A 23,327-nucleotide genomic window follows, 5' to 3' on the forward strand; every position below is an offset into this window, starting at 1 on the left:
ATTAATTTGGCCTTTTTAATGATATTATCGATTCATAAATACCTAGAATATCTTTTAGAATTACATCACGAGAATACTCATTCTTAATTTTTGTATTAAAATTAGAAGCAGAAGATTTCATGTATTTTTCATTTTCAATATAATAAATAATAGCATCAGCTACTTCTTGTTTGTTATCAGTACTTAATAAAACACCTAACGATTCATTAGAAATAAGCATTCCACAGTTTCCAACATTAGTAGAGATTACAGGTAATTTTGCAATTCCGTATTCTAATAATGCTAAAGGTAAGCCCTCTGATTTAGAAATCAACAAACCAATATTACATTGCTTCATAATATTAAGAATATCAGACCTACTATCATAAAAATAAACATCTTCTTTTAGATTGAGAGCTTTTACTTTATTAAAAAACAATTCTGAATAAGCGTCTTTAAAATCTTTACCAACACAATGAAGTGACCAATCTGGATACTTGTTTTTTATAATTTCGAAAGCCTCTAAAAGTCTTATATGATTTTTTTGCTTACGAAGGTTTGCTAGACACAATATACGCTTATCCTCTTTACCTGCTAAGATTGTTAAATCTGAAATTACCTTATTTAAAACTGCAAAATTCTTGATATAACTAACTTTTTTACATACCAAATTATTTATAGACCAATCCTTTAATTGAGAATTAACACTAAAAATATGAGAGAAAAATCTTGAAGATAAACGTAAAATTGTTTTCGGTCTTTGATTGAGGAATTCACTATTACCATAATGATCGTGCCACACAATCTTTAGTCTTGGCAGTAGTGTTTTTACTAAAATTGCTATAAAAAAAGATGAAGAATGTGCATGTAGAATATCTATTCTGTTTTTAGCTACATATTTTTTTAGCTTAAAAATAGCTTTAATGTCTAGTGTTGATTTCTTGTTTAGATAGATATAACCAATATTTGAATTAACACTTTTTAATAAAGGCCCTTCTTCTCTTGTGACACATAAATGCGACTCATCTACAAAGTTCGCAAGACCATTGGCATAATTGACAGCAACTCTCTCAGCACCACCAACATGTAAAGAATCAATTATTTGTAGAACTCTAATCATTCTTGGTTAACGACTTTTTCAATTTCTTGCTGTAATCTATTGACTGTATATTCTTGGGACCAAACTTGTGCGTTTTTAGACATTGTGTTTAAGTAAGCATCACCTTTATTTAAATCTTCAACTATAGTATTAACTGCATTATTTAATTCTGAATCAATTAATATACCTCGTTTTCCATAATCTAGAATCCACGGCAGACAAGATATCTCTGTAGATATAGGAATGGCACCAAAAAACATGCCTTCAGCGATTGCCTTTGGCCATCCTTCACTTTTAGAAGGTAATATTGTAAAATGAGCATCCAATAAGCATGTCTTTACAACTTCTTTATTTTGATTTCCGTGTATGACTATCGAATTATCTAAATTATGGTCAGAAATAAATGCTCTAACCTCATCTATTAAAATACCATCTCCAAACATATGAAGTTCAGAATCTATTCCTTTTTCTAATAAAGCCTGAATAATTTTAACCGTTAACAAAGGTCGTTTACCAATAACCATAGCGCCAATAAAGACAAATTTCAATTTCTCAGAGAAATTGCGTTTTTTAAATGGTAATTTTTCTGTTTCAGCGTATGTAGCTGACATAAAGGGAACTACAGATTTTGATTGGTTTTTCCATTCCCCATAAACCAAAACCTTCATTTTTTTTGTTAAATAGGTATTACTTAATAACCATTTCTGAAACCTATAACCCAAAGGCTGATTACTGTTTGGATCCCAATTACCTGCATATTTTGTACTCTTTGGCCTACTTGGAAAAAAAACTTGAACTACTGCTGCAACTGCAGATACATTACTTGGACAACGAAAATGCAGATGGTCTGATGAGTGCATCACCTTTGCCATTTTATAAATGATAACTGGAAGATTAAAAACTAGTTTAATAATACTAAGGATGGACTTTACATTAAATTCTGGGATTTTCATGAGGCGTAAATTTGAATGAGAATAATTCAAATCTATTTCCTCTAACTCCTTAGACTTACTAAAAGGTGATACAACCAAAACTTGGTCGTAATGACTTATCCACATGTTCATTTCTCTAATATACGGTGCATAACCATATAAATTACCTTGAACCTCTTTATGAACTACAAGCGTAAAAATTGAAAGTGTTTTATTTCTTTTTATCAATTTAACTTTAAATAAAATTAATGTCTTTAGAAATTATATTAAATATAATTGTAATCTTCTAATGGTTGCTTTAATAATGCTTGGAGTAACTGTATTTCATTCTCTTTATAGTTTTTTTCATAATGCGACCAATTAACTTTGGTAATATTATGACTTCTAATTTTTGTTTTATGCCATTCTGTAAATTCTAAATTCATAGTATTCAACAAATCTTCAAAAAATTGAATTGGATTTTCACAAAGATCTTCATAAAAAACAAGCTTTTTATTGACATTCAAAGCATTATGATAATGTTTTAAGTAGAATTTAGAATAAAACCTAATTTTGTCATTCATTGTCATTTTATTAAATTCTTCAACTTTATCTTTATAAAACCATCGTTGTTTAATATAAGAACTAACCACTACTCTAGGATCTCTTTCAATCCAAATGATTTTATAATTTGTAAATAGTTTATTTAAAACACTTAATCTTAAATCACCTGTGATTTTAGTCACAAAGTGCTCTTTTCCTTGAACTTCAATTAATTTACAAAGCGCGCTCTTTGTTTTTATCACTTCGTGTTCGTTTGGCTCATAATCATTTACAAATTTTTCTAAATAATAATTCCAAAAACCATAGGCTTCAGTTGGTTTGGGTATTTTTTTTAAACTAGCCAAGTCAAAATTGGCTAAATTCAATCTATATAAATTATTAAAATATGATAAATAAATCATGCTTGGATACCGATTTACCCATCCAGAGATCCAAGCAAAATCTTTGTGGTAACTCATCATTTTACTCAATAATGTCGTTCCAGATCTTCCAGGTCCATTTAGAATTAAATTCATCTAAACTGTAATTAAATTATAAAATTCAATATTCTCTATCGTTATTTTTTCTACATCAAATGTTTGTGTTACAAATTTTCTAGCATTTATTGAGATGTGTTGACAATCTTTTTTATGACTCAAGGCCCAATTAATCTGTTTGGATATATCATCACTATCATAAGGATTACAAAGAAGTCCTGTTTTTTTATGTTCTATAGTTTCTGGGCCAGGTCCACAATTTGAAAATATAACCAATTTATTCATCGCCATTGCTTCTGGTGCAACCAAACCTTGCGTCTCCATTAAAGATGGGAATACACATATTTCTGCAGCTGCATATTTGTTTGCCAAAATTTTAAAAGGCACTGCACCCATAAAATGTACATAATTAACTGTATTACCTAATTTTGGTAAAATCTCATTCTTTAGATATGCTATGTAAGAGCTTCCATCTTTAAAAAACCAATCGCGCCCATAAATAAATAATTGAGCATCCTTATTTTGTTCTATGACTTTAGGCATTGCCTCTAGTAATTGATTAACGCCTTTTTTCTCGCAAACTGTACCTGCAAATAAAATGGTGTTTGGCTCTATTTCTATTTCTGGCTTTGGTTTAAATACTTCTAAATTTATTGGATAACGTATAATCGTAATAGGCTTATTGTTATAGCTTAAAAATTTAGCGGTATGAGACTTAACATATTGAGATACAGCAACAAAAGCATCTGCATTTTTAAAAGATTTTTTTTCTTGAAATCCTTTCCACCAAGACACTTTTCTGTTCTCAGATTCAGCGAAAAAATGATGTCCGCCATGTAAACGAATTACATATTTAATAGACTTATTTTTTTTAATAAACGATAAACCTAATTCAGCAGTTTCAACAATATCAATAGGTAGACGATTATGAAGTTCAACTAGCTTCTTATTAATTGATTTAGTATTGAGATACCAGGTCAAACCTTTTAAACTTCTAGGCTTTAATCTAAAAATAGAAACTTCGCCATCTTGTTCTGTTTCGTCAATCTTAGTATAAATATTTATACCAATAACAGAAACTTTATACCCTTTTTCAATTAATTTATGGCTAATTGTATGAATAAATGTACCTACTCCTCCATGCGGAAATTCTAGTTTAGGATACTCATTAGTGATAAAACAAATATGCATTAGAATATAGCCGAAGCAATGTTTTGAGAATTAGTGTTCAGTGGATGCAAAACTATAGTTTTCATCCATTTCTTGCGATCAGACGCTACTTCGTTTGGGTTATTTAATATATTTAAAACTGTTTGTAAAATTTCTTCTTTACTATTAACCCAACCGACTGCATTTAAACCTTCCATACTTCTAAAATGCTGAAAATTATAAATAATTTTTGTACACCAAGTACTATCGTCAGATGGGTTATAATTGAGATATAAACAAGGCTTGTTATAAGAGACAAAATCTAAAGCCATTGTAGAACCCAAATTAATTACCATATCGCAATGATAAGCTAAATTAATCTGCATATTAATATCTTCATATTTTGGAAAATAGCCAACCCAATTTGTTTCGGATTCAATATTCCATATAGGATCAATAGAAATAATGAAATTTTTATGTGCGTTTAACGTTTCATCATATCTTGAAGAAAAATCTACTGGACATCTTCTAAATATAATTTGAAAATGATCTTTCTCACCTTCTAGAGATTCCACAACATCTTTTAAAAATAATTGGTCGTAAGGTGAGGTCGTAATATCATCTCCACTAAAACAAATCCATTTTTTATCTGCATCTAATCCGTGCTTTTTAGCAAAACTATCTCGTGAATCTTTTCTGTTTTCGTCTAAATAGAATTCAAATTGAGGTGTACCAACTAAATGAACTCTCGATTCAGAAATTTCTGGATAATAATCTTTCATTTCATTTTTCATCCACTGTGACCAAACCAAATAATAATCTGTTTTTACAGCCAATCTTGCTTTAGGAAGATTATCCCAAGAAAATATAGCACAAGTAGTTTTAATTCCAAGCTTATTAGCTGCTATGCATATTGGCATTAATCCTGCAACGCGCTGATGTGTTATAAATATTGAAGTTGGATTAAGGTCCTTTATATCGTTTAGGTATTTATTAATTGATTTACTATCAATTTTACTATTCCCTTTTTCTTCAAAACTTAAAATACGACTATATTTTTTCGAAATATAACCTCCTAATAACTCTGCAAATCTATAAAGAGTTTTCACTTTGAGACTATACTTTGGTCGTCTCCAGTTGGTAAGAATTGTTGGGTTATTTTTTAGTTGACTATTATGCACTAATCTTGCGTAAGTAGTTGCTTCTCTATATAAACGTGTTAAGCTACCCTCTGGTGATAATTGTATCTGTGAATATCCAAAATCTATATTATGAATTCTTTTAACTTCATTAAACGCTTCAATAGGTAAAGGAGACCAAATAGTAATTTTAGCATTAGGCTTTAAATAATATATTACATTAGAATACAAATAATTTTTAATACCAATCCCATCTGGCACAATAAAAAGAATATGTTTGTTTTCAGAATTCATTAACGTATATCTAAATTTAAATGTTTCTGAATACTATCACTAACTTGATGAGAAAATAGTTTGGCACCTGCTTTATTTAAATGATAAGAGTCATAAAAAAATGTTGTGCTATTGCAGATCGTATCGTTAGTAAAATCTAAGAAAAATAAATTTGGATCTTTATCGGCAGCTCGGATGTATTGTTTTTTGACATCCATAAGTTTTTCTTCTTCTAAGATTTGCCTACCAATATATTCTGGTGCCCAAACCAAGAATACTTTATCACTATTAGCCATTAAATCCTTTACTAAGAGATTAAAAATCTCAAACCGTTCTTCAAAATTAACATGACTATATCGAAACTTTTTACCATTCAAATCTTTTAATCTTTGCTCAAAGGTATTATTCCAGTTCTCATCTTTAGGTATATATCCTTTTATATTTTCGGATGTATCTTCTGATACAAAATAAGACTTCAAAGAACTAGATATCGCCTCTAAATAGCCTCTGTACTTATACATTGGTAGCACATACTCCATTGTTATATTTTCATCAAAAGAGCTCAACAACTTATAGTTTTCAAAATTATAGTATGGGAAATATTGCTCTTTTAAATATAACTCATCTGTACTAAACAAAGCGGTAATATCTACATTCTGAACTATTATTTTTGGTCTTTCATTATATTCAAAATAGGGTACTTGTGTTAAAAACTGACTATCAAAATGGGTTCCATTGGTTCCTAAATTGTAACTAGACATCTTTAGTGTTTTTTCAAAAATAACTGTATCGTAATGTTTAAGCGTTCGTGATGTCCCTAAAAATAAAAGCTCTGCATTAATTTCGCCTTTATATATTTTGTTCCAACTATCTAAAACATCATCAGTACTTCTTTTCAAACCTGTATCGATAACAAATTGCATTACCCACAGAATACTGTAGAAGACAACTGATATTTTGATAAGCTTAATTATAAAAACTTTCATCGTTTTTTAAAATTGAAAATAAATAAATCCGCTAGCTTCATTTTTAATATTAAGAATAATCATAAACACAATTACAAAGTACAAACTATACCTCAAAAAAGGGCTTTTAAATAGGTTACCCCCTACAATTGATTCTCTATTTCTATTATACCATTCAAACAAAATAAACAAAGCAAGACTTACTAATAAAGGTTTTACAGACACATTCATTGTTCTGTCTGAAGATAATGTTAAATAATCGTTGTTTATTATAATACGCTTAACATACTGAAAAGCATCTGCAACTGAGTTACTCCTAAAAAATATCCATGCAAAGGAAGTTAACACAAATGTAAAACCCATTTGCACCAGAGTCTTTATTGAAGGCAAAAAACGCTTTACTTCTATTTCATTGAGATATGCTCTATTTCTATTACTCAAAAGCAATGGTAAAAAGAAAAATGCATTTAAAGCTCCCCAAATTATAAAGGTCCAATTAGCACCATGCCAAAAACCACTGACAATAAAAATGATAAATACATTTCTAATTTTGTTCCACTTACTGCCTTTACTACCACCTAACGGGATGTACAAATAATCTCTAAACCAAGTAGACAAAGAGATGTGCCAACGACGCCAAAATTCAGCAATGTTTCTAGAAAAATAAGGATAATTAAAGTTACGCATTAGTGTAAAGCCAAAGAGTCGACTGACGCCAATCGCTATATTAGAGTAACCTGCAAAATCACCATAAATCTGAAATGCAAATAACACCACACCAAAAATCAGTGTTAGACTCGAATAGTCTGTATAATTTTCAAAAATATCATTCACATACAAAGCACAGCCATCTGCAATTACTATTTTCTGAAAAAAACCCCAAAGTATCAGTCGCATGCCAGATACCGCCAAATCGTAATTAAAAATTCTCTTTTTATAGAATTGTGGTAACAAGTTTGTGGCACGCTCTATAGGACCAGCGACTAACTGCGGAAAGAAACTCACAAAAGTGAAAAATGAAATAGGGTCTTTGGCTGGTTTTAATTTCCCTCTATACACATCTATTGTATAACTCAATGTCTGAAATGTATAAAAACTTATACCAACAGGAAGAATGATTTTTAAAGTAGAAACATTGAAATCTAATCCGAAATAACTAAAACTACTTACGAAACTTTCAACAAAGAAATTATAGTATTTGAAAAAACCTAAAAAGCCTATGTTAACTGCAACACTTGCATATAAAAAAAGTTTTCTTTTTGCAGAATTTGAAGTTGCATATATTTTTTTACCGAGTAAATAATCTACTAAAGAGCTAAATATAATAAGGCTAAGAAATCTCCAATCCCACCAACCATAAAAAACATAACTAACAAGTACTAAAAAAAAATTCTGAACGCTTATCTTTTTATTGACAACAAACCAATAAAGCACAAAAACTATTGGTAAAAAAAAAGCAAAATCTAACGAATTAAAGAGCATCTTTAAATTGCTTTTGATGATTTATAGACCAAACTTTTGACGATTCTAAGCTATCTAAAAATAATTTTGCGCTATTGCCTTTACCAAAAGTTTCAGTTATTGCATTTGACGTTTTTGAAAGATTATTTAGTGCTTCTAATATTTGTGATTTTTCGCATGGGACATTTATTATTTTAGATGAATTAGCTCTATTGAGTTGTCTATTACCAATATTTATTGTGGATACACTATAATATGGTGCTTCTCTTACGCCAGCACTACTGTTACCAATAATAAATTTTGAATTTTTAAGTAATGTTAAGAAATATTCGAATCGTAAAGAAGGGAAGATTTTAAATCTCAAATTATCTTGAAGTTTTTCGTAGGCCTTTAGTATGTGTTTACTACCCAAGTCATTATTTGGATAAATAATCACATAATTTTCGTCGCTACTAATTAATGCCTCCACAAACTGATTAGCCTTTGTTTCAATAGTATCAATCTCTGTAGTAACAGGATGAAACATGGCAAGTCCAAAAGTTTTATAGTCTATTTGATAATAACGTTTTACTTCATTAAGATCGGGAAGATTATCAGAAAACATAATATCTACATCAGGCGAGCCTATGGTAAAGATTGATTGTTCTAATTCACCCATTTGCATTAATCGTTTCTTGGCTTCGTCATTAGATGTATAATGGATATGACTCAATTTTGAAACGGAATGCCTAATTAACTCATCTATAGTACCAGAAAGTTCACCACCTTCGATATGAGCTACTAATATATTGTTTAAACTTCCAACAATGGATCCAGCCAAAGCTTCAACTCTATCTCCATGTACAACTATTAAATCTGGTTGTATTTCTTTTATATATTCTGAAAATCCATTGATCGTTTTCGCCAATGTTAAGTCCATTGTAGCCTCATCTGTATGATTATGAAATGTTGAAATATTGTCGTAACCACATCTTTCTACTTCGATTAAAGTATATCCATATTCGTGTAAAAGATGCATTCCTGTAACAAAAATATAAGGTTCAAAATCATTATGATCTTTTACACTTTGGATGAGCGCCTTTACTTTACCAAAATCAGCTCTTGTGCCTGTTAAAAAGACAATTTTCTTATTGACCATTATAAATAATCTAATCTAGATGTTGAAATTACTGTTTTGCCATCTTCTATATTCTTATTAACCATAGAATGTGCTCCTATTGTAACATTATCCCCAATATTTAAAGACCCCAATATCGATGAATTACAGTACATTTTAACATTATCCCCTATTATATTTCCAGAACCAGTGCCATTAACTTTATGACCTATTGTGCAATTTTGATGTATGACAAAACCTTTTCCTATTGTATTTCGACTTCCAATTACTGTACCTTCTCCATGTATTATATAAAACCCAATGTCTATGAATGTATTAAAATAAATCTCACAACTGCATAAGTCTTTCATAAGAAAATGTATCTGAAGCTTTAAAACTTCATTACTAGTTTTGTGAAGATTCCTCCCGACTCTATAAAGAAAAATTGCTAACTCATTTTGGTTCGTCTTTATTCTAGTAAAAATATTTTGTTCATCAATATCAGGATAATGATAATTTATATCCATAACCGTTTCTTTCCAAGCCTCAAAAAGAATGTTATCTGGTATTACTTTTGACTGAAAAACTCTTCTTAATAAAAAATTTACAAAATCTATTATTTTATGTCTTTCCATGATAACTGTTTATCCTTTTCTACATTGTGATTAGCAATCTTACCTATAACATCATTATAATGTTCAGCTAGAATTTCACCAGTTCCTGGTCGCTTGACCCAAATATTATCTTTTGAAAATACATCACCTTTCTCAATAGCTTTAATTGAACAAATAGTGGCAAAAGCAAAATCAATAGTTACTTGCTCTTCTTTTGCAGGTTCTTTTGTTCCACCTCGCATCGACCATATTTCTGAACTTCCGGTGATTAAATTCGCGCATTCATTTTCATCCATGCTACAAACTATATCTGGTCCTGTACGTTGCTTATGATCTGTAAAATGACGTTCTAAAATTGAAGCTCCGAGTGCTACCGAACCTAGACATGCATTGTTATTTAAGGTATGATCACTAAGCCCAAAAACATGATCTGGGAATGAAGTATGTAAATCCATCATTGCTCCATATCTAACCAAATGCGATGGTGTAGGATATAGATTTGTAGTATGCAATAATGCCAAAGGTGTGTTATGATTATTAAAAATTTCTACTGCCTTTTTTACACTTGCTATAGTATTCATTCCTGTACTTAGAATTACAGGTTTACCGAATTTAGAAATGTGCTCTAATAATGGATAATTATTGCATTCACCTGAGCCAATTTTGTAAGCAGAAACATTGAACCGTTTTAAGCGCTCAGCAGCTGCTCTAGAGAATGGAGTAGAAATAAAAATCATGCCTTTGCTTTCTACATAATTCTTTAATTCTAGCTCTTCTGATTCATTTAGTGAACAGCGTTCCATAATTTCGTAGATAGAAATATCCGCATTTCCAGGAATAACTTTTTTTGCAGCTCCGCTCATCTCGTCTTCTACAATATGAGTTTGATGCTTAACAACTTCAACTCCTGCTCGATGGGCAGCATCGACCATTTCTTTAGCGACTTTTATCGAACCTTCATGGTTAATTCCTATTTCTGCAATAACTAAAGGTGGAAAATTTACACCAATTTTCCTGCCTGATATTTCTATGTAAGGCTTATTCTTCATTATAATTTTCTAAAATATATTCGGCATAGTCAAAGTCTTCTTGGGAATCAATATCTACTTCTGCAAATTTATGATTTACGATTAGTGAATAAGATAACTCATCAAATATTATATCCTCTTCTATTAACGATGCTTTTGTAATGTATAAAAGTCCATTTTCAAAATATAAAGGATCTATATCTTGACTTCTTTGCCCAATTTTATAATTAAATGGCTTAAACTTATTAGCAATTATTTTACCATATTTTCTGTAGTCTCTACTTACAGTAAACAAACTATTAATATTATTATTTACAAAAATTTTATATGCTTCTTTTAATAATTCGAGCGGTCTAAATGGATTTGTAGGTTGTAATAAAATTACTAAACCAACATCTTCAATGTCAGAAATAGCATGTTTTAAGGCTGTTATTGTTGGTTCTAAATCACCACTTAACTCTTTGGGTCTATCTATTACTTTTGCACCAAAATCTAATGCTATTCGTTTTATTTCATCACAATCGGTTGTTACATAAATTTCATCAATTATATCTGAGTTGGAGATTGCATAATTAATAGAATGAGCAATAAGTGGTACATCACCAAGTATTTTTACATTTTTTTTAGGCAGCCTTTTTGAATTACCTCTTGCTGGTATTATTGCTATTGTTTTACTCAACTGCGTTAATATTATGTTCTTCTTGTATTAAATTTTCCATATTGTTAAACCAATTTAATAAACTATATTTTCTATTTGGTATTGTAAATTTATGACCCTCAATTTTATAACTTTTAAAAGTTGCATCTAGTGCGATTATCCACGATTTAGGGTTATTTGGATTTGCTACTAAAACACCATATTCGCCATTATTTAAAACTTCTGGTATAGGATCAATCTTTGAAGCCAAACAATAACAACCAGATACTAGAGCCTCAGTTAATGCCAATGGATGACCCTCGTGACATAATGTTGAAAATAAGAAAAAAGTAGCTATTTGATAATACTTTGGTAATTGATTATTTAATTTTCTACCGACAAAGACTACTTGTGCTTTCTTATATTTATATTTATCTGTACCAATAACCAAAAGTCTAACATTTGGTTTATCTTTTATAAATGTCTCCCACGCTTCTAATACAACTTGTAAACCTTTCTTTTTTCGGTCTTGAGAAACCCATAAATAATAGGTTTTATCTTCTTCAAAATTTAACTCTCTTCTGATTTCAGCTTGTTCATATTTGGATATAGGATAAAACAATTCTGTATCTATACCATTATAAATTTGCTTTATTTTACAAGGTGAATCTCTCTTAACTTTAATTTGATTTGAATAAGTAGTATTTGTTAATACCAATAGTTTATCTGCAGATTTATAAAATAGAGATTTATTTTCTATTGACAATTCATAGCCATGAAGATGATATATTAATACAACTTTATGTCTTAAATTATCTTTTTCTAAAAGCTGATGTATTGATAACAACATATTAATATTATCAATAATATTTATCGTTACAAAGTCTTCTCTGTTAAGAATCTTTTTTAAAACCTTATAATAATTTCTATATCTGTAATGCTTTACAATTTTTTGAAATTTATAGGATTTTATAAGTGGTGGATTAACTATATAATACTTAGAATCTGATTGATTATTATTTGATTTGGGGCATATAATGTGTGTAAATAATGATGGTTTAGCTTCAATAAGTTTTGAAAACATAATATTCCAACTACCAATTTTGGTACTTGGCAAACCTATCGATGTTATTAAAATATTAGTTTTCATTTTACTAATAAAGAAAAGCCTTTCTTAAAAATCACTGTGAATATAACGCCTAATTTTATTTTAATTGATGATATAAAATTATCTTTTAAACTTGAAGACGCTTCTTCTATTTTCTTCCTATGCTTCTTAAAAAGTCTATATCTTAATAACAATGAATCTTGATATGCAACTAATTCATAAAATGACTTTAAAATATTTCTCGAAGTTACTTCTAAATACTTTTGCTGTTGTTTAGATTTAGCTTTTTTACTTGATATCAATGTAAAATAATGATATTTTAAAACATCCTCTAGTTTACTAACCGTTAGTGATTTTCTCGATGATATTCTATCATCTCCTCTTCGTATTAAAAATAAATGACTTGCATCGTAAAACTTAAATTTAACCCCTTCTATCAACATTCTAAAATGAAACTCTGTGTCTTGTATTTTCTGCCTATGCTCATCATAGAGCTCTTTATCTTTTAGGAAGGTTTTTTTCCAAAGAGGTCCATGGGTAATCAAATAAAATCTATTGGTGACGTAGTCTAATATATCTGTATAACTTATATCTGGTTTAGAAACCTCTATATCATATATAGATGTATCGAAATAAGCACCAAAAGCAAATACGGCTTCTAAAGAGTTCTCATTATTGAAAATTTCTAGTTTACTTTTTAAAAAATTTGGCAGCATTATATCATCACTATCAAACCAATTAATATATTGGCCATTTGATTTTTCGAATCCATAGTTACGACAAGCATTGGCTCCATTTAACCTTTCTATTGGTCTTTCGTAAAACAAAAATCTTGAATCTAATTTTGTATAGTGATTAACAACTTCTTTAGTCTTATCAGTACTTCGATCATCTACTATAATACACTCCCAATTATTATATGATTGTTCTAATATACTATCCAAAGTTTCGGGCAATAATTTTGCACGATTGTAGGTAGGTATTATTATAGAAACTAAGTCGGTTTGCATGTTTAATAACTTATTGTTTATATAAGTCTATTATTTTTTGACTTTGTGTTGCATTATTAAAGTGTTGCTCGATATAAGACCTTGCTTCTAAACCCATTGTTGTTATTAATTCTGGGTGGCTAATAAATTTTTCAATACTATTTGCCATCGCTTTAACATTTCCTTCTTCAACAACATATCCTGTTATACCATCTCTTATTGTCTCTGGTATTCCTCCAGAATTAAAGCCTACAACAGGCAATCCAGAAGCCTGAGCTTCAGCTGTAACTAACCCTTGTCCTTCAGCTCTGCCAGTTTCATCTGTGATGGATGTCATCAAAAATAAATGATTTTGGTCCAATAATTCAATTATTTCATTCTGTGTACCACCACCTCTTAGGGTAATAAAATCTTCTAAATTTAAGCTTTTTATTTTTTGCTTTAATATTTCATATTCAGTACCAGTTCCAACAATAGTGTAATGTACATTGTACCCTCTTTCTATTAGAAGTTTTATAACTTCAATACCAACATGTTGCCCTTTTAACTTAATTAATCTCCCTACGGTAATAATTTTGAGAGAGCCATCGAAACTTCTATTCTTATAATTAAAAATATCTATATCTACACCAACAGGATTAACGAAAACTATTCCTTTTGGAACATTAAGTTTCAGTAAATTATTAAATAAATAATTAGAACTTGTAACAATCTGTTTAGATGCTTTAAATGCACCTAAATAATAATTTATAAAATGCTCTTGGGTTTCATCTGTAGAGAATGTGTCATAACCATAAAAAGACGTAATAATTTTTCCCTTTATAGCACCAATTTCTTTCATTTCTGCCAGTAATTTTCCATTGATACCGAAATGTGCATGAAAAACCTCAGCGTCTCTATATTTTAAAAAAGTAGCCGCTTGAAACCACATTTTTAGTGTCTGAGATTTTAGCCCATATCTTTTCTTATTCAATGTTCGCAATAAAACTCGGCTAAACTTTATATTTTTAAATAGTAAACTAATGGCAAAAAATAAACGTTTCAATTTATCCTCAGGTACATTAGGGTTAAAAGTTTGAGCAGAGCTAAACAAGCCACTTTTAGTCAATAAATCTTGCTGGGAAGACACTTCTAATGGTCTTATTGTATCTGCTAGAATCTGAGCTGAATAATTATGTTTTAGTGTTTCTAAAATAAAATTAATTACAAAAGTTTCTGATTGAGATGGAAATAGACCCAAAACATGAACAACTTTGACTTTTGTCATAAGATTAACAGATACTTTAGACTGTTTTTCCATCTAAAATTACTTGTATGGCTTTCTAAATAGTTTAGTTAACAAGGTCAACCAAACTGAATTCATTTTTTGTGCTAAGGAATTCTCTTCCAATACATTCAACATTTTAAAACGATTTAGTCTAAATTTTTTATCATAGTTTACTAAACGTTTTGATTCATCAATAAACAATGGGAAATTATCTATTATACTTTGTTCTCTTTCATTCTGTACAACATTTACATATTTAGGATCGGCAGAAATTCCATCTGTCTTATATTTTGAAATTACCTTATTAATATGACAATATGTAGCATTGTGCTTACAAATAGCACAAACAAAAAAATCCCAATCAGAAACGATTTTAAATTTTTCCTTATATAAATACACTTTGTGAAAAAGTGTTCTTTTTATGAATGAAGAAGGGTGAGGAATGTGTCCTTTATTATAGAAGTAATTAAAACTTAATTGATCTGGATATACTTTTACCTCATTATACGTCTTATGTATCAATTCTAAATTACCATAATAGATATCTTTATTGGTTTTTAGATATTCTGAAACAACTTGTAATTTATTACTATCATTTAAAGTGTCACCACTATTAAGAAACAGAAGGTATTTTCCTTTTGAGGCTCTAATTCCTTTATTCATAGCATTGTAAATACCTAAATCTCTTTCACTTATCCAATAACTGAGTTTTTCTTTATGAGCTTCGACAATTTCTTTACTTCCATCGGTACTATTTCCATCAATAACGATGTATTCAAAATTTACAAACGACTGACTGATTACACTATTTAAAGTATTACTAAGACCAGCTTTATTATTGTAATTTATGGTTATGATAGATATGAGCATCTATTTAATAGTTTGATATTAAACATTAAAATTTATATAGTAGCTAAATTTACCAATTTCATAAAATCTTTTCCGAAACGTTCTACATTACTTTTATAGTTAGGACTTTTTATTAATGGCAATTTCTTATTTACAGATTCAATAGCATGCGCCAAATCTGAAACGCTACAAGGATTAAAAAACATTACATTTTCTAACACCTGTTCTTTATGTACTTCTAAGTTAGAAAGTATTAAAAATTTATTCAGTCTTTTTGCATCTTCAACTACAGTGCTCCAGCCCTCAAAAAGAGATGGTTGTATAACTGCTATACAATTCTTAAAAAGACATAATTGTTCCGTTCTTGGTAAAAAGCCTAAAAAAACCACATTATCTTCGATTAAGTTTTCCTTTATATAATCTTTAAGCTTTTTAAAGTTTTCTTTATTTCTATAATCATTTTCTTTTCCAGACATTGCAACTAATACATCTATTCCATTATCCTTTAAACACTTAACTGCTTTTAGTAAAATTATATGGTTTTTATGTGCCCAAAACTGATTAGGTGCAAAAAAATAAGGCTTATTTAACTTATATTTTAGTTTTAAATCTTCTATATTTTCGTGTAAAAAGTCTGGATGTGTAACCGCAAATTGTAAAACAAAAGGTTTTGACTTTGCGGATGGATATAGCCTAACAAAGTCAGACTTAGCGTCATGGCTACTCAATACTACAAAATCTCCGTTAGCTATAACATTCTTTTGAAAACGCTTTCTTTTCAAAATTTCTTCCTCCGAAAAAAATTGCGGCAAATAATCTTCTTGAAAATCTGGAATCCAATTTACCTTTTTTATTTTTTTTGATATTAAATACAGTTGTTTAGGATAAGTAAAATCTAATTGAGGAATATTATTATTTTTAGTTATCAGCTTCTTTTTTAATATCACAAAGCTTAACTTATTTATAACTCGTTCTAGTATTGAAAATTTAATTTTTTCTAAGGGAAAAGCAATGAAATTCAAATAAGGATATTGGGTTTCTTTTACTATAATATCAAAATTGTTTTCTGATTCAGAAAGAATAGTAACCTCTGGTTTTTCTTTATCATTTATTGTATTAAGCGCATGCACAATGTTTAAAATGTAATAAGCGCCTGCAATCCAATTCTCATTATATGAAAAAACTAAGCCTATACGTTTTCTTTCGCCCATTGATAATAATTATTTAAGCCCTCTACTAATTTCACATTTTGTTCGTAGCCTAAGCTCTGTAATTTACTAATATCTGCTACCCAGTTTATTGGATCTCCAATTCTGTTTTCACCTTTATACGTCACTTCAAATTTATCTGGAAAGTATTTATAAAATTCATTAACCACATACCTTATTTGTAACTCTTTTCCATTAGCAATGTTTACAATATCATTTTTGAAATCGCTATTATTTATAATAATATCAATAGACCTTACTAGATCTTTTACGTATATAAAATCTCTAGACTCATAGCCTGTACCAAACAATTCTATCCTTTTGTTTGTTACAGTTTTCTTATATAAATCCCAAAAAATTTGTTTTTTTAAACCCTCGCCATATGCAGAAAATATTCTTAATGAGCATGTAGACAAACCGTAAATATCATAAAATTGTTTACAAATTTCTTCAGACATTTTTTTATGAAAACCATACGGTGATATAGGGTTTAAGGGATGAGTTTCATTAATTGGCAGTCTTTTAGGGTTACCATAAACAGCTGCACTCGATAAATTAATGTATTTACAATCTAAATTATATTTTCTAATAGCATCTAATTGCTTGTAAACATTTACCACATTCAACATAAAATCTCTTTGTGGATTCTCTATAGAATTGGGCACGCTTGCAGCGCCTGAGCAATTAATACAAACATCAAATTTATTGAATTGAAATAATTCTGTAAAATCAGCATTTGTAGCATCCACTTGAGTATAATTTGATGCAGAATAATCTACACCTACATCACATTGCCAAACATAATGTTCACGCGAAAAATAGTTAACACAATGTGAGCCAATAAACCCTTTTGAACCTATTATTAAAATATTCATTTTTTTAGTGCTATATATGTGTACATACGTCCAGGAATGTGATTTTCATCCAAAGGTTGATACCCACTAACTTTTTTATATAAATCCCATATTAAAGGAAGTTTCGCAATAATTCCTAGTTTTTTTTTAAGCTTATTCTTTTGCTTAATGACTTGTTTATCTCTCTCTTCATTAACTTGTTGTTCAGTTTTTGGAAAATGGTTAATAATACTATCGTAATATTTTAACTCCTTTTTAATCGTTGCTCCTGCAACTAAGATAGCTTTTCTATATTCTGAAGCTTTAAATGCATTCTCACCACCATAAAACTTATGCAAGAGATGTTCTTTTAAAAACCAATCTTTATCCTCAAGGTCAGTTATAACATGATCTCTAACGGTAACTAACAATCCACCTGGTTTAAGAACTCTAACCGATTCTTTAATAAAAGTATTTAAATCATTAGCATGATGCATAGCTTGTCTCATATAGACGATATCGAATGTATGACTAGAAAAATTGATATTTTCTGCAAAATCTTCAAAGACTTCGATATTATTGAGGTTTAAATCATTCTTCAAAATTTTTATTGCACCAGAACCAACAGTTCTACTAAGGTCTGGTTCTACAGCTGTTACGGTATAGCCTTTGAGTGCAAAATTAATGGTGCTAATTCCATTACCGCAACCAATGTCTAAAATTGTTTTGGCATTAGGAGCATATTTATTAAATATTTTTAAAGTTTCAATAAGTTCTTTACTATTTCCAAACCTCTTGATATTTAGCTTTAAATTTTCATCAAAATAAGCTTTCTCTACGAGCTCATTATATTCGGGTTTATTTCTTATGTACTCAATGGTTTCTTCCCAAGTCATACTATTTTTTGTTAAAAGAGACACATGCTACACTTCTGCAATGTGCAGCTCCGTCTTCTAATTTCCCTTTACCTGTATGCGGATTATAGGAAGCAACATTTCGCAATTCGTTTCTATTCGCAAATCTCCAACCTTCTTTTTCGTATTTAAAATAATCAATCTCAAAGTCACCTCTATTATTGAAAAGTGTTGTTAGTCTAACTAACATTTCATCATCAAATTGTTGAAAAAACCCGTGGTTCTCAAATTTACCAAATGGAAATGTAATTAGTAATTTACCCTTGCTTTTAAGCACTCTAATGAGCTCTTCAATCACCAATAGATATTCATATGATTTTTTCGTTTCATTTTTATTATGCTCTATATTATATCCGTATATGGAGTTATCCATATCAATATGTTCTATAGTAGATTGACAAACAATTTCTTCAAAAAAATCATCTTTAAAAGGTAAATCTCTTAAATCTCCGTAAACATAAGATACTTGCTTTTCATTAAAGCTTAATTTCTCTGGGTAAAATGTATAGATGTACTTTTGTTTTTTACTAATTAAGCCTGTGCCTAGTAAATAATCAAAATTAAACGTTGAACCTGCGTCCAAAAATGTTGCTTTATTATTTTGCAACTTTGAAAAAATCCATGTGTATTCAACAATTCTTTCGTCAATTCTATATCCAAAATTATTAGGAACTATTTTATCTTTAAAACTTTTGAGGACATCTTTTTCTGATATACTATTTAAGATTTCTTCTGTTTTAAATTCGTTATAACCTGGTGTCCAAGGCTCTTTACCCCTCTTTATATAGTCATTTTTTATCTTTAATAAATTGGACTCAATTCTCCTCTGTTTAAATCTATTATAACGTTTTTTTACAATTTTAAAAAAATTATTCAGCATCTCTTAACTCTTTAATTTTTATGGCTGGATTGCCTGCAACCATAGTCCAGTCATCAACATCCTTGGTTACAACAGATCCAGAAGCAACAATTGCGCCTTTACCTATTGTTACTCCTTTTAAAACAATAACATTAAAACTAATCCAGACATTGTCTTTAATAACTATAGGAGCCGTTTTAATACTCCCTTTTTCTTTAGAATGTCCATTTTTAATAATATGTCTGTATCCAACATCTCTTTCCATATGGTCAATTTCATGAGAATTAGAATCAATTATATTACATCCATGAGAGATTAATACTGAATTACCTATTCTAATTTCTTCACCACACCAAACTTTAGTTCCAGATCCTATAAAACAATTAGACCCAATAGTCAGTTGTTTTCCATATTTAAAAAGTAACAACTCTCCTCTAACATGCGTATTCTCTCCAATTAAAATTTTTTCAGCGTCTTTCTTTAGGTTAAAGACAGTCGTTTCTATATACATAAAGGAATTATGACCTAAAACCACATGTTCTTTCAACTTTTCTACATGAAAAATCTTTAGATTATCGTTTAATATTGAAACATCTATTAGATCAACGAAAAATGACTTCCCAAGGAGTTTTAATAATAATTTTTTAATTATTCTTCTCATTAATAAATTTTCCAATCACATTCCAAAACAACACAACCATAATCATTTCCATTATACTTTTGCATATCAGACCCTGTTTCTTCTATTTTAAATTCTATAGTGTCGTCTATTAAAGCAATAAGCTCTTGATTTGGTATGTGATATCCTAATACAACTCTGTATGCGTTAGGTACTAAAGTTGCTTTAGGCAGCTTAATTTTAACTTCTATTTCGCCTTTAGATTTTGTAATATCTTTAATTGCTTGTTCCGACGAAAAAATAACACGTTCTTTTTGATCTACTAACCTAAAGCCAATAACGGCATTCTCAATATGATTTGATGTAACCCTAAAATTAATTCCTAATACTATTTGATTGTTAAAGCCAAAAGTACTAGTTACATTATTATTAGCATCTAAAATTGAAGCTTTTAAAATATCTGAGCCTTTTTTTGGAGATTGATTTATGTAAATTGAGGATTTAGTATCTTTTCCTAATTTTAAATAATAATTCACCGCATCTTCAGTAAATCCTTCATAAACGCTTAAACCATGCTCTAAAACAATACATCTAGTACACAAACTTTTTACTGCTGCCATATTATGACTTACAAATAGAACAGTCCTACCATCACTATTAGAGATATCTTGCATTTTACCAATAGCTTTTTTCTGAAACTCAGCATCACCAACGGCCAAAACCTCATCTACAACTAATATGTCTGGCTCTAGGTGCGCCGCCACAGCAAAAGCTAAACGAACTTTCATACCTGAACTGTAGCGTTTCACAGGAGTGTCTACATATCTTAAACAACCAGAAAAGTCAATAATTTCATCAATCTTAGAATTAATTTCTGCTTTAGTCATTCCTAAGATTGCACCATTTAAGTATATATTTTCTCGTCCGGTCATTTCTGGATGAAAACCTGTCCCTACTTCCAATAAAGAGGCTATACGTCCTTTAGTCTTTATTTGTCCTTTGGAAGGCCCTGTAACTCTCGATAAAATCTTTAATAATGTTGATTTTCCGGCACCATTTTTACCAATTATACCAAGGACCTCACCTCTTTTAACTTCAAAATTTATATTATTTATAGCCCAAACATAGTCGGAGTTACCTTTTTCACTTCTATCGTTTGTTTCACCAATTTTTAAATAAGGATCTTCTTTTCCGATTACATTATTCCACCATCGGTTTAGATCATGACTAAGTGTACCAGTTCCTACAAGTCCTAGTCGGTATTGCTTACCTACGTCTTCTACTTTCAAAATTATATCAGAACTCATTATATGGTATCTATGAAACTTTTTTCTGTTTTATTAAATATAACCAAACCAACTAAGAAAATAATGCAACTTATAATTACAGTGTATATTAACTTATTTACTTCTATATTCCCTTCTCCAAAAACCATAGTTCTAAAAGACTCTATTATAATAGCTATTGGATTCCATTCTATTAACCAATAATAATTAGGTAACTTATCCTTAAAATAAGACATTGGGTACATTACAGCAGAGCCATACATTAATAATTGTACACCAAATTGTACTAAAAAAGTTATATCTCTATATTTAGTTGTCATAGAGGATATTATCATTCCTAAGCCTAAACCTAATAAAGCCATTAAAAAAACTAGTAGAGGAAAAAGCAGCAAATTTAATTGAGGAGAAATTGAAAAAGATGGTTCCGCAAACCCTACAAAATAAATATAAAAAGCGGCTAAAACCACAAGTTGAATAGCAAACTTCAACAAATTTGAAACCACAACAGACATGGGCATTATAACTCTAGGAAAGTAAACTTTTCCGAATATATTTTCATTTTTCTTAAAGGTATCACTTGTACCGACCAAACATTCTTTAAAATAATTCCAAGCCGTTATACCTGCTAAATTAAACAAAAAATTAGGCACACTATCTCCAGTTGGGATATCCGCTAAATTATTAAATATTAAGGTGAATATTAATGATGTAAATAGAGGCTGAATTAAATACCAAAGCGGTCCTAACACAGTTTGTTTGTAGAGTGTTATAATGTCTCTTTTTACAAACAAGAACAAAAGGTCTCTATACCTCCAAATTTCATTAAAATTAAAATCTATTAGTTTCTTTTTAGAAGAAATAATGTATAACCAATGCTCTTCAGCCGTTTTCAATTGAAAATTATTTTATACAGCTAATATATGAAATGAAATAACGGAAAATAAGTTAATTTCTAAGCTTTTTGCACAGAGTTTGAATTATAATGTCTCATCATTTTAGTTACACCTTCTTCTAATGAAACTAAATCTCTACCGAGTAAAGCTTTCATTTTTGAAATATCTGGACATCTTCTAGTCATATCTCCTTCTTTTAAAGATGGAAGAAAAATGATTTCAGATTTAGAATCGGTAATCTCTATAATTTTCTCTGCTAACTCTAAAATACTTATCTCTATATCATTACCTACATTGAGCACATCATTTATGTAAGCATCATTATACAATGCGTTAAGACAAGTATCAACATTATCGTCAATATAACAAAATGAGCGAGTTTGGTTACCGTTACCATAAATAGGAATTGGCTGGTTTTTCATTGCTAACTTAATAAATCTTGGCATCACAAAATCGTTACTTTGCATTGGACCATAGGTATTAAAAAAGCGAAAAATAGTATAATCTAAACCATACTCTCTTTGATATGCCTTAAAAAAAGCTTCACCAACATTTTTTACAATGGCATAGGGCAATCTTGAATTTAAAGGAGTTGTATTCTCATTCTGAGGAATCTCAAAAGGCTCACCATATACTTCAGAGGAACTTGAATAATAAACACGTTCTACACCAGAATTCTTAGATAGAGATAACACATTTTTAATACCTTCAATATCATTTAATACATTTATTGGATTCTCTAAGGTTCTTTCTACTCCGACTACTGCAGCATAATGAAATACATATTTAAACTTGAAGGTAGCAAAAATGGAGATGATATCTTTATAATCATTAACATCTGCTTTTATAAATTTAATATTGGATTTATTCGGAATTTTAGATTTATCTCCTGTTGAAAGATTATCGATAATTACAACAGTTACATTGTTGTTTAAGGAAAGTTTATATGCTAAAGAACTCCCTAATTGACCGGCTCCTCCAGTAACTAAAATATTTGTCATTAATAACTAATGTTTATATTAAAGCTTATATATTTAGGGAATATACTTGACCTTTTTAATTAACTAAAAATAAAGATATTAATTTTAGTTCAATAAATTCATTTTAAAAT

At 29.5% G+C, this 23,327-nt stretch carries 23 protein-coding genes; all 23 read right to left on the bottom strand.

Annotation, left to right across the window (positions count from 1 at the left end):
- Window position 1: 1 nt before the first annotated feature.
- The 23 genes from WPG_RS00805 to WPG_RS00915 are packed head-to-tail and all read right to left on the bottom strand — an operon-like array spanning window position 2 to window position 23,217.
- Window positions 2–1,099, bottom strand: coding sequence for a glycosyltransferase (locus tag WPG_RS00805; protein ID WP_144374392.1), 1,098 nt, complete (start codon window positions 1,097–1,099; stop codon window positions 2–4).
- Window positions 1,096–2,238 (bottom strand): glycosyltransferase family 4 protein, encoded by a 1,143-nt coding sequence (locus tag WPG_RS00810; RefSeq protein WP_052471105.1) that lies wholly within the window; start codon window positions 2,236–2,238, stop codon window positions 1,096–1,098. Before WPG_RS00810 ends, WPG_RS00805 begins: the two co-directional genes overlap by 4 nt.
- Before the next feature lie 38 nt (window positions 2,239–2,276).
- The gene (locus WPG_RS00815) at window positions 2,277–3,068 is read right to left on the bottom strand and encodes a sulfotransferase (RefSeq protein ID WP_045468128.1); all 792 of its coding nucleotides are present in this window, start codon (window positions 3,066–3,068) and stop codon (window positions 2,277–2,279) included.
- Window positions 3,069–4,220 carry a glycosyltransferase family 4 protein gene (locus WPG_RS00820; RefSeq protein WP_045468131.1) on the bottom strand — a complete coding sequence of 384 codons (1,152 nt, stop codon included), beginning with the start codon at window positions 4,218–4,220 and terminating at the stop codon, window positions 3,069–3,071.
- Complete coding sequence (locus WPG_RS00825) at window positions 4,220–5,611, bottom strand: hypothetical protein (protein WP_045468134.1); 1,392 nt, start codon at window positions 5,609–5,611, stop codon at window positions 4,220–4,222. The genes WPG_RS00820 and WPG_RS00825 overlap by 1 nt, the downstream gene beginning before the upstream one ends.
- The gene (locus tag WPG_RS00830) at window positions 5,611–6,576 is read right to left on the bottom strand and encodes a hypothetical protein (RefSeq protein WP_144374393.1); all 966 of its coding nucleotides are present in this window, start codon (window positions 6,574–6,576) and stop codon (window positions 5,611–5,613) included. Before WPG_RS00830 ends, WPG_RS00825 begins: the two co-directional genes overlap by 1 nt.
- Before the next feature lie 6 nt (window positions 6,577–6,582).
- Entirely contained in the window at window positions 6,583–8,037 is a 1,455-nt protein-coding gene (locus WPG_RS00835; protein ID WP_045468140.1) for an MBOAT family O-acyltransferase, read from the bottom strand.
- Entirely contained in the window at window positions 8,027–9,154 is a 1,128-nt protein-coding gene (gene neuC, locus WPG_RS00840) for a UDP-N-acetylglucosamine 2-epimerase (protein ID WP_045468143.1), read from the bottom strand. Before neuC ends, WPG_RS00835 begins: the two co-directional genes overlap by 11 nt.
- The gene (locus WPG_RS17155; protein ID WP_052471106.1) at window positions 9,154–9,747 is read right to left on the bottom strand and encodes a hypothetical protein; all 594 of its coding nucleotides are present in this window, start codon (window positions 9,745–9,747) and stop codon (window positions 9,154–9,156) included. The genes neuC and WPG_RS17155 overlap by 1 nt, the downstream gene beginning before the upstream one ends.
- Window positions 9,729–10,775, bottom strand: a complete 1,047-nt coding sequence (locus WPG_RS00850; RefSeq protein ID WP_045468146.1) for an N-acetylneuraminate synthase family protein — start codon at window positions 10,773–10,775, stop codon at window positions 9,729–9,731. The genes WPG_RS17155 and WPG_RS00850 overlap by 19 nt, the downstream gene beginning before the upstream one ends.
- A complete protein-coding gene (locus WPG_RS00855; protein WP_045468149.1) occupies window positions 10,765–11,433 on the bottom strand; it encodes a cytidylyltransferase domain-containing protein in 669 nt (222 codons plus the stop codon). The genes WPG_RS00850 and WPG_RS00855 overlap by 11 nt, the downstream gene beginning before the upstream one ends.
- Window positions 11,426–12,541 carry a glycosyltransferase family 4 protein gene (locus WPG_RS00860; RefSeq protein ID WP_045468152.1) on the bottom strand — a complete coding sequence of 372 codons (1,116 nt, stop codon included), beginning with the start codon at window positions 12,539–12,541 and terminating at the stop codon, window positions 11,426–11,428. Before WPG_RS00860 ends, WPG_RS00855 begins: the two co-directional genes overlap by 8 nt.
- Entirely contained in the window at window positions 12,538–13,509 is a 972-nt protein-coding gene (locus tag WPG_RS17660; RefSeq protein ID WP_084221490.1) for a glycosyltransferase family 2 protein, read from the bottom strand. The genes WPG_RS00860 and WPG_RS17660 overlap by 4 nt, the downstream gene beginning before the upstream one ends.
- Window positions 13,510–13,519: 10 nt before the next feature.
- Complete coding sequence (locus WPG_RS00870; RefSeq protein WP_171817141.1) at window positions 13,520–14,755, bottom strand: glycosyltransferase; 1,236 nt, start codon at window positions 14,753–14,755, stop codon at window positions 13,520–13,522.
- A gap of 39 nt (window positions 14,756–14,794) precedes the next feature.
- Entirely contained in the window at window positions 14,795–15,625 is an 831-nt protein-coding gene (locus WPG_RS00875; protein ID WP_045468159.1) for a glycosyltransferase family 2 protein, read from the bottom strand.
- 32 nt (window positions 15,626–15,657) lie between these two features.
- Window positions 15,658–16,815 carry a glycosyltransferase family 4 protein gene (locus tag WPG_RS00880; RefSeq protein WP_045468162.1) on the bottom strand — a complete coding sequence of 386 codons (1,158 nt, stop codon included), beginning with the start codon at window positions 16,813–16,815 and terminating at the stop codon, window positions 15,658–15,660.
- Window positions 16,794–17,687, bottom strand: coding sequence for an NAD-dependent epimerase/dehydratase family protein (locus WPG_RS00885; RefSeq protein WP_045468165.1), 894 nt, complete (start codon window positions 17,685–17,687; stop codon window positions 16,794–16,796). Before WPG_RS00885 ends, WPG_RS00880 begins: the two co-directional genes overlap by 22 nt.
- Window positions 17,684–18,541 (bottom strand): class I SAM-dependent methyltransferase, encoded by an 858-nt coding sequence (locus WPG_RS00890; RefSeq protein ID WP_052471107.1) that lies wholly within the window; start codon window positions 18,539–18,541, stop codon window positions 17,684–17,686. Before WPG_RS00890 ends, WPG_RS00885 begins: the two co-directional genes overlap by 4 nt.
- A gap of 1 nt (window position 18,542) precedes the next feature.
- Window positions 18,543–19,439: a methyltransferase domain-containing protein gene (locus WPG_RS00895; RefSeq protein WP_045468168.1), complete on the bottom strand. Its 897-nt coding sequence runs from the start codon at window positions 19,437–19,439 to the stop codon at window positions 18,543–18,545.
- Complete coding sequence (locus WPG_RS00900; RefSeq protein ID WP_144374394.1) at window positions 19,429–20,079, bottom strand: acyltransferase; 651 nt, start codon at window positions 20,077–20,079, stop codon at window positions 19,429–19,431. Before WPG_RS00900 ends, WPG_RS00895 begins: the two co-directional genes overlap by 11 nt.
- On the bottom strand, window positions 20,079–21,344 hold the full coding sequence (locus tag WPG_RS00905; protein WP_045468171.1) for an ABC transporter ATP-binding protein: 1,266 nt from the start codon (window positions 21,342–21,344) through the stop codon (window positions 20,079–20,081). The genes WPG_RS00900 and WPG_RS00905 overlap by 1 nt, the downstream gene beginning before the upstream one ends.
- Window positions 21,344–22,216: an ABC transporter permease gene (locus WPG_RS00910; protein ID WP_045468174.1), complete on the bottom strand. Its 873-nt coding sequence runs from the start codon at window positions 22,214–22,216 to the stop codon at window positions 21,344–21,346. The genes WPG_RS00905 and WPG_RS00910 overlap by 1 nt, the downstream gene beginning before the upstream one ends.
- A gap of 59 nt (window positions 22,217–22,275) precedes the next feature.
- Window positions 22,276–23,217: an NAD-dependent epimerase/dehydratase family protein gene (locus WPG_RS00915; protein ID WP_045468177.1), complete on the bottom strand. Its 942-nt coding sequence runs from the start codon at window positions 23,215–23,217 to the stop codon at window positions 22,276–22,278.
- Between the last annotated feature and the right edge of the window lie 110 nt (window positions 23,218–23,327).

This window comes from Winogradskyella sp. PG-2 (genome assembly GCF_000828715.1).
GTDB lineage: Bacteria > Bacteroidota > Bacteroidia > Flavobacteriales > Flavobacteriaceae > Winogradskyella.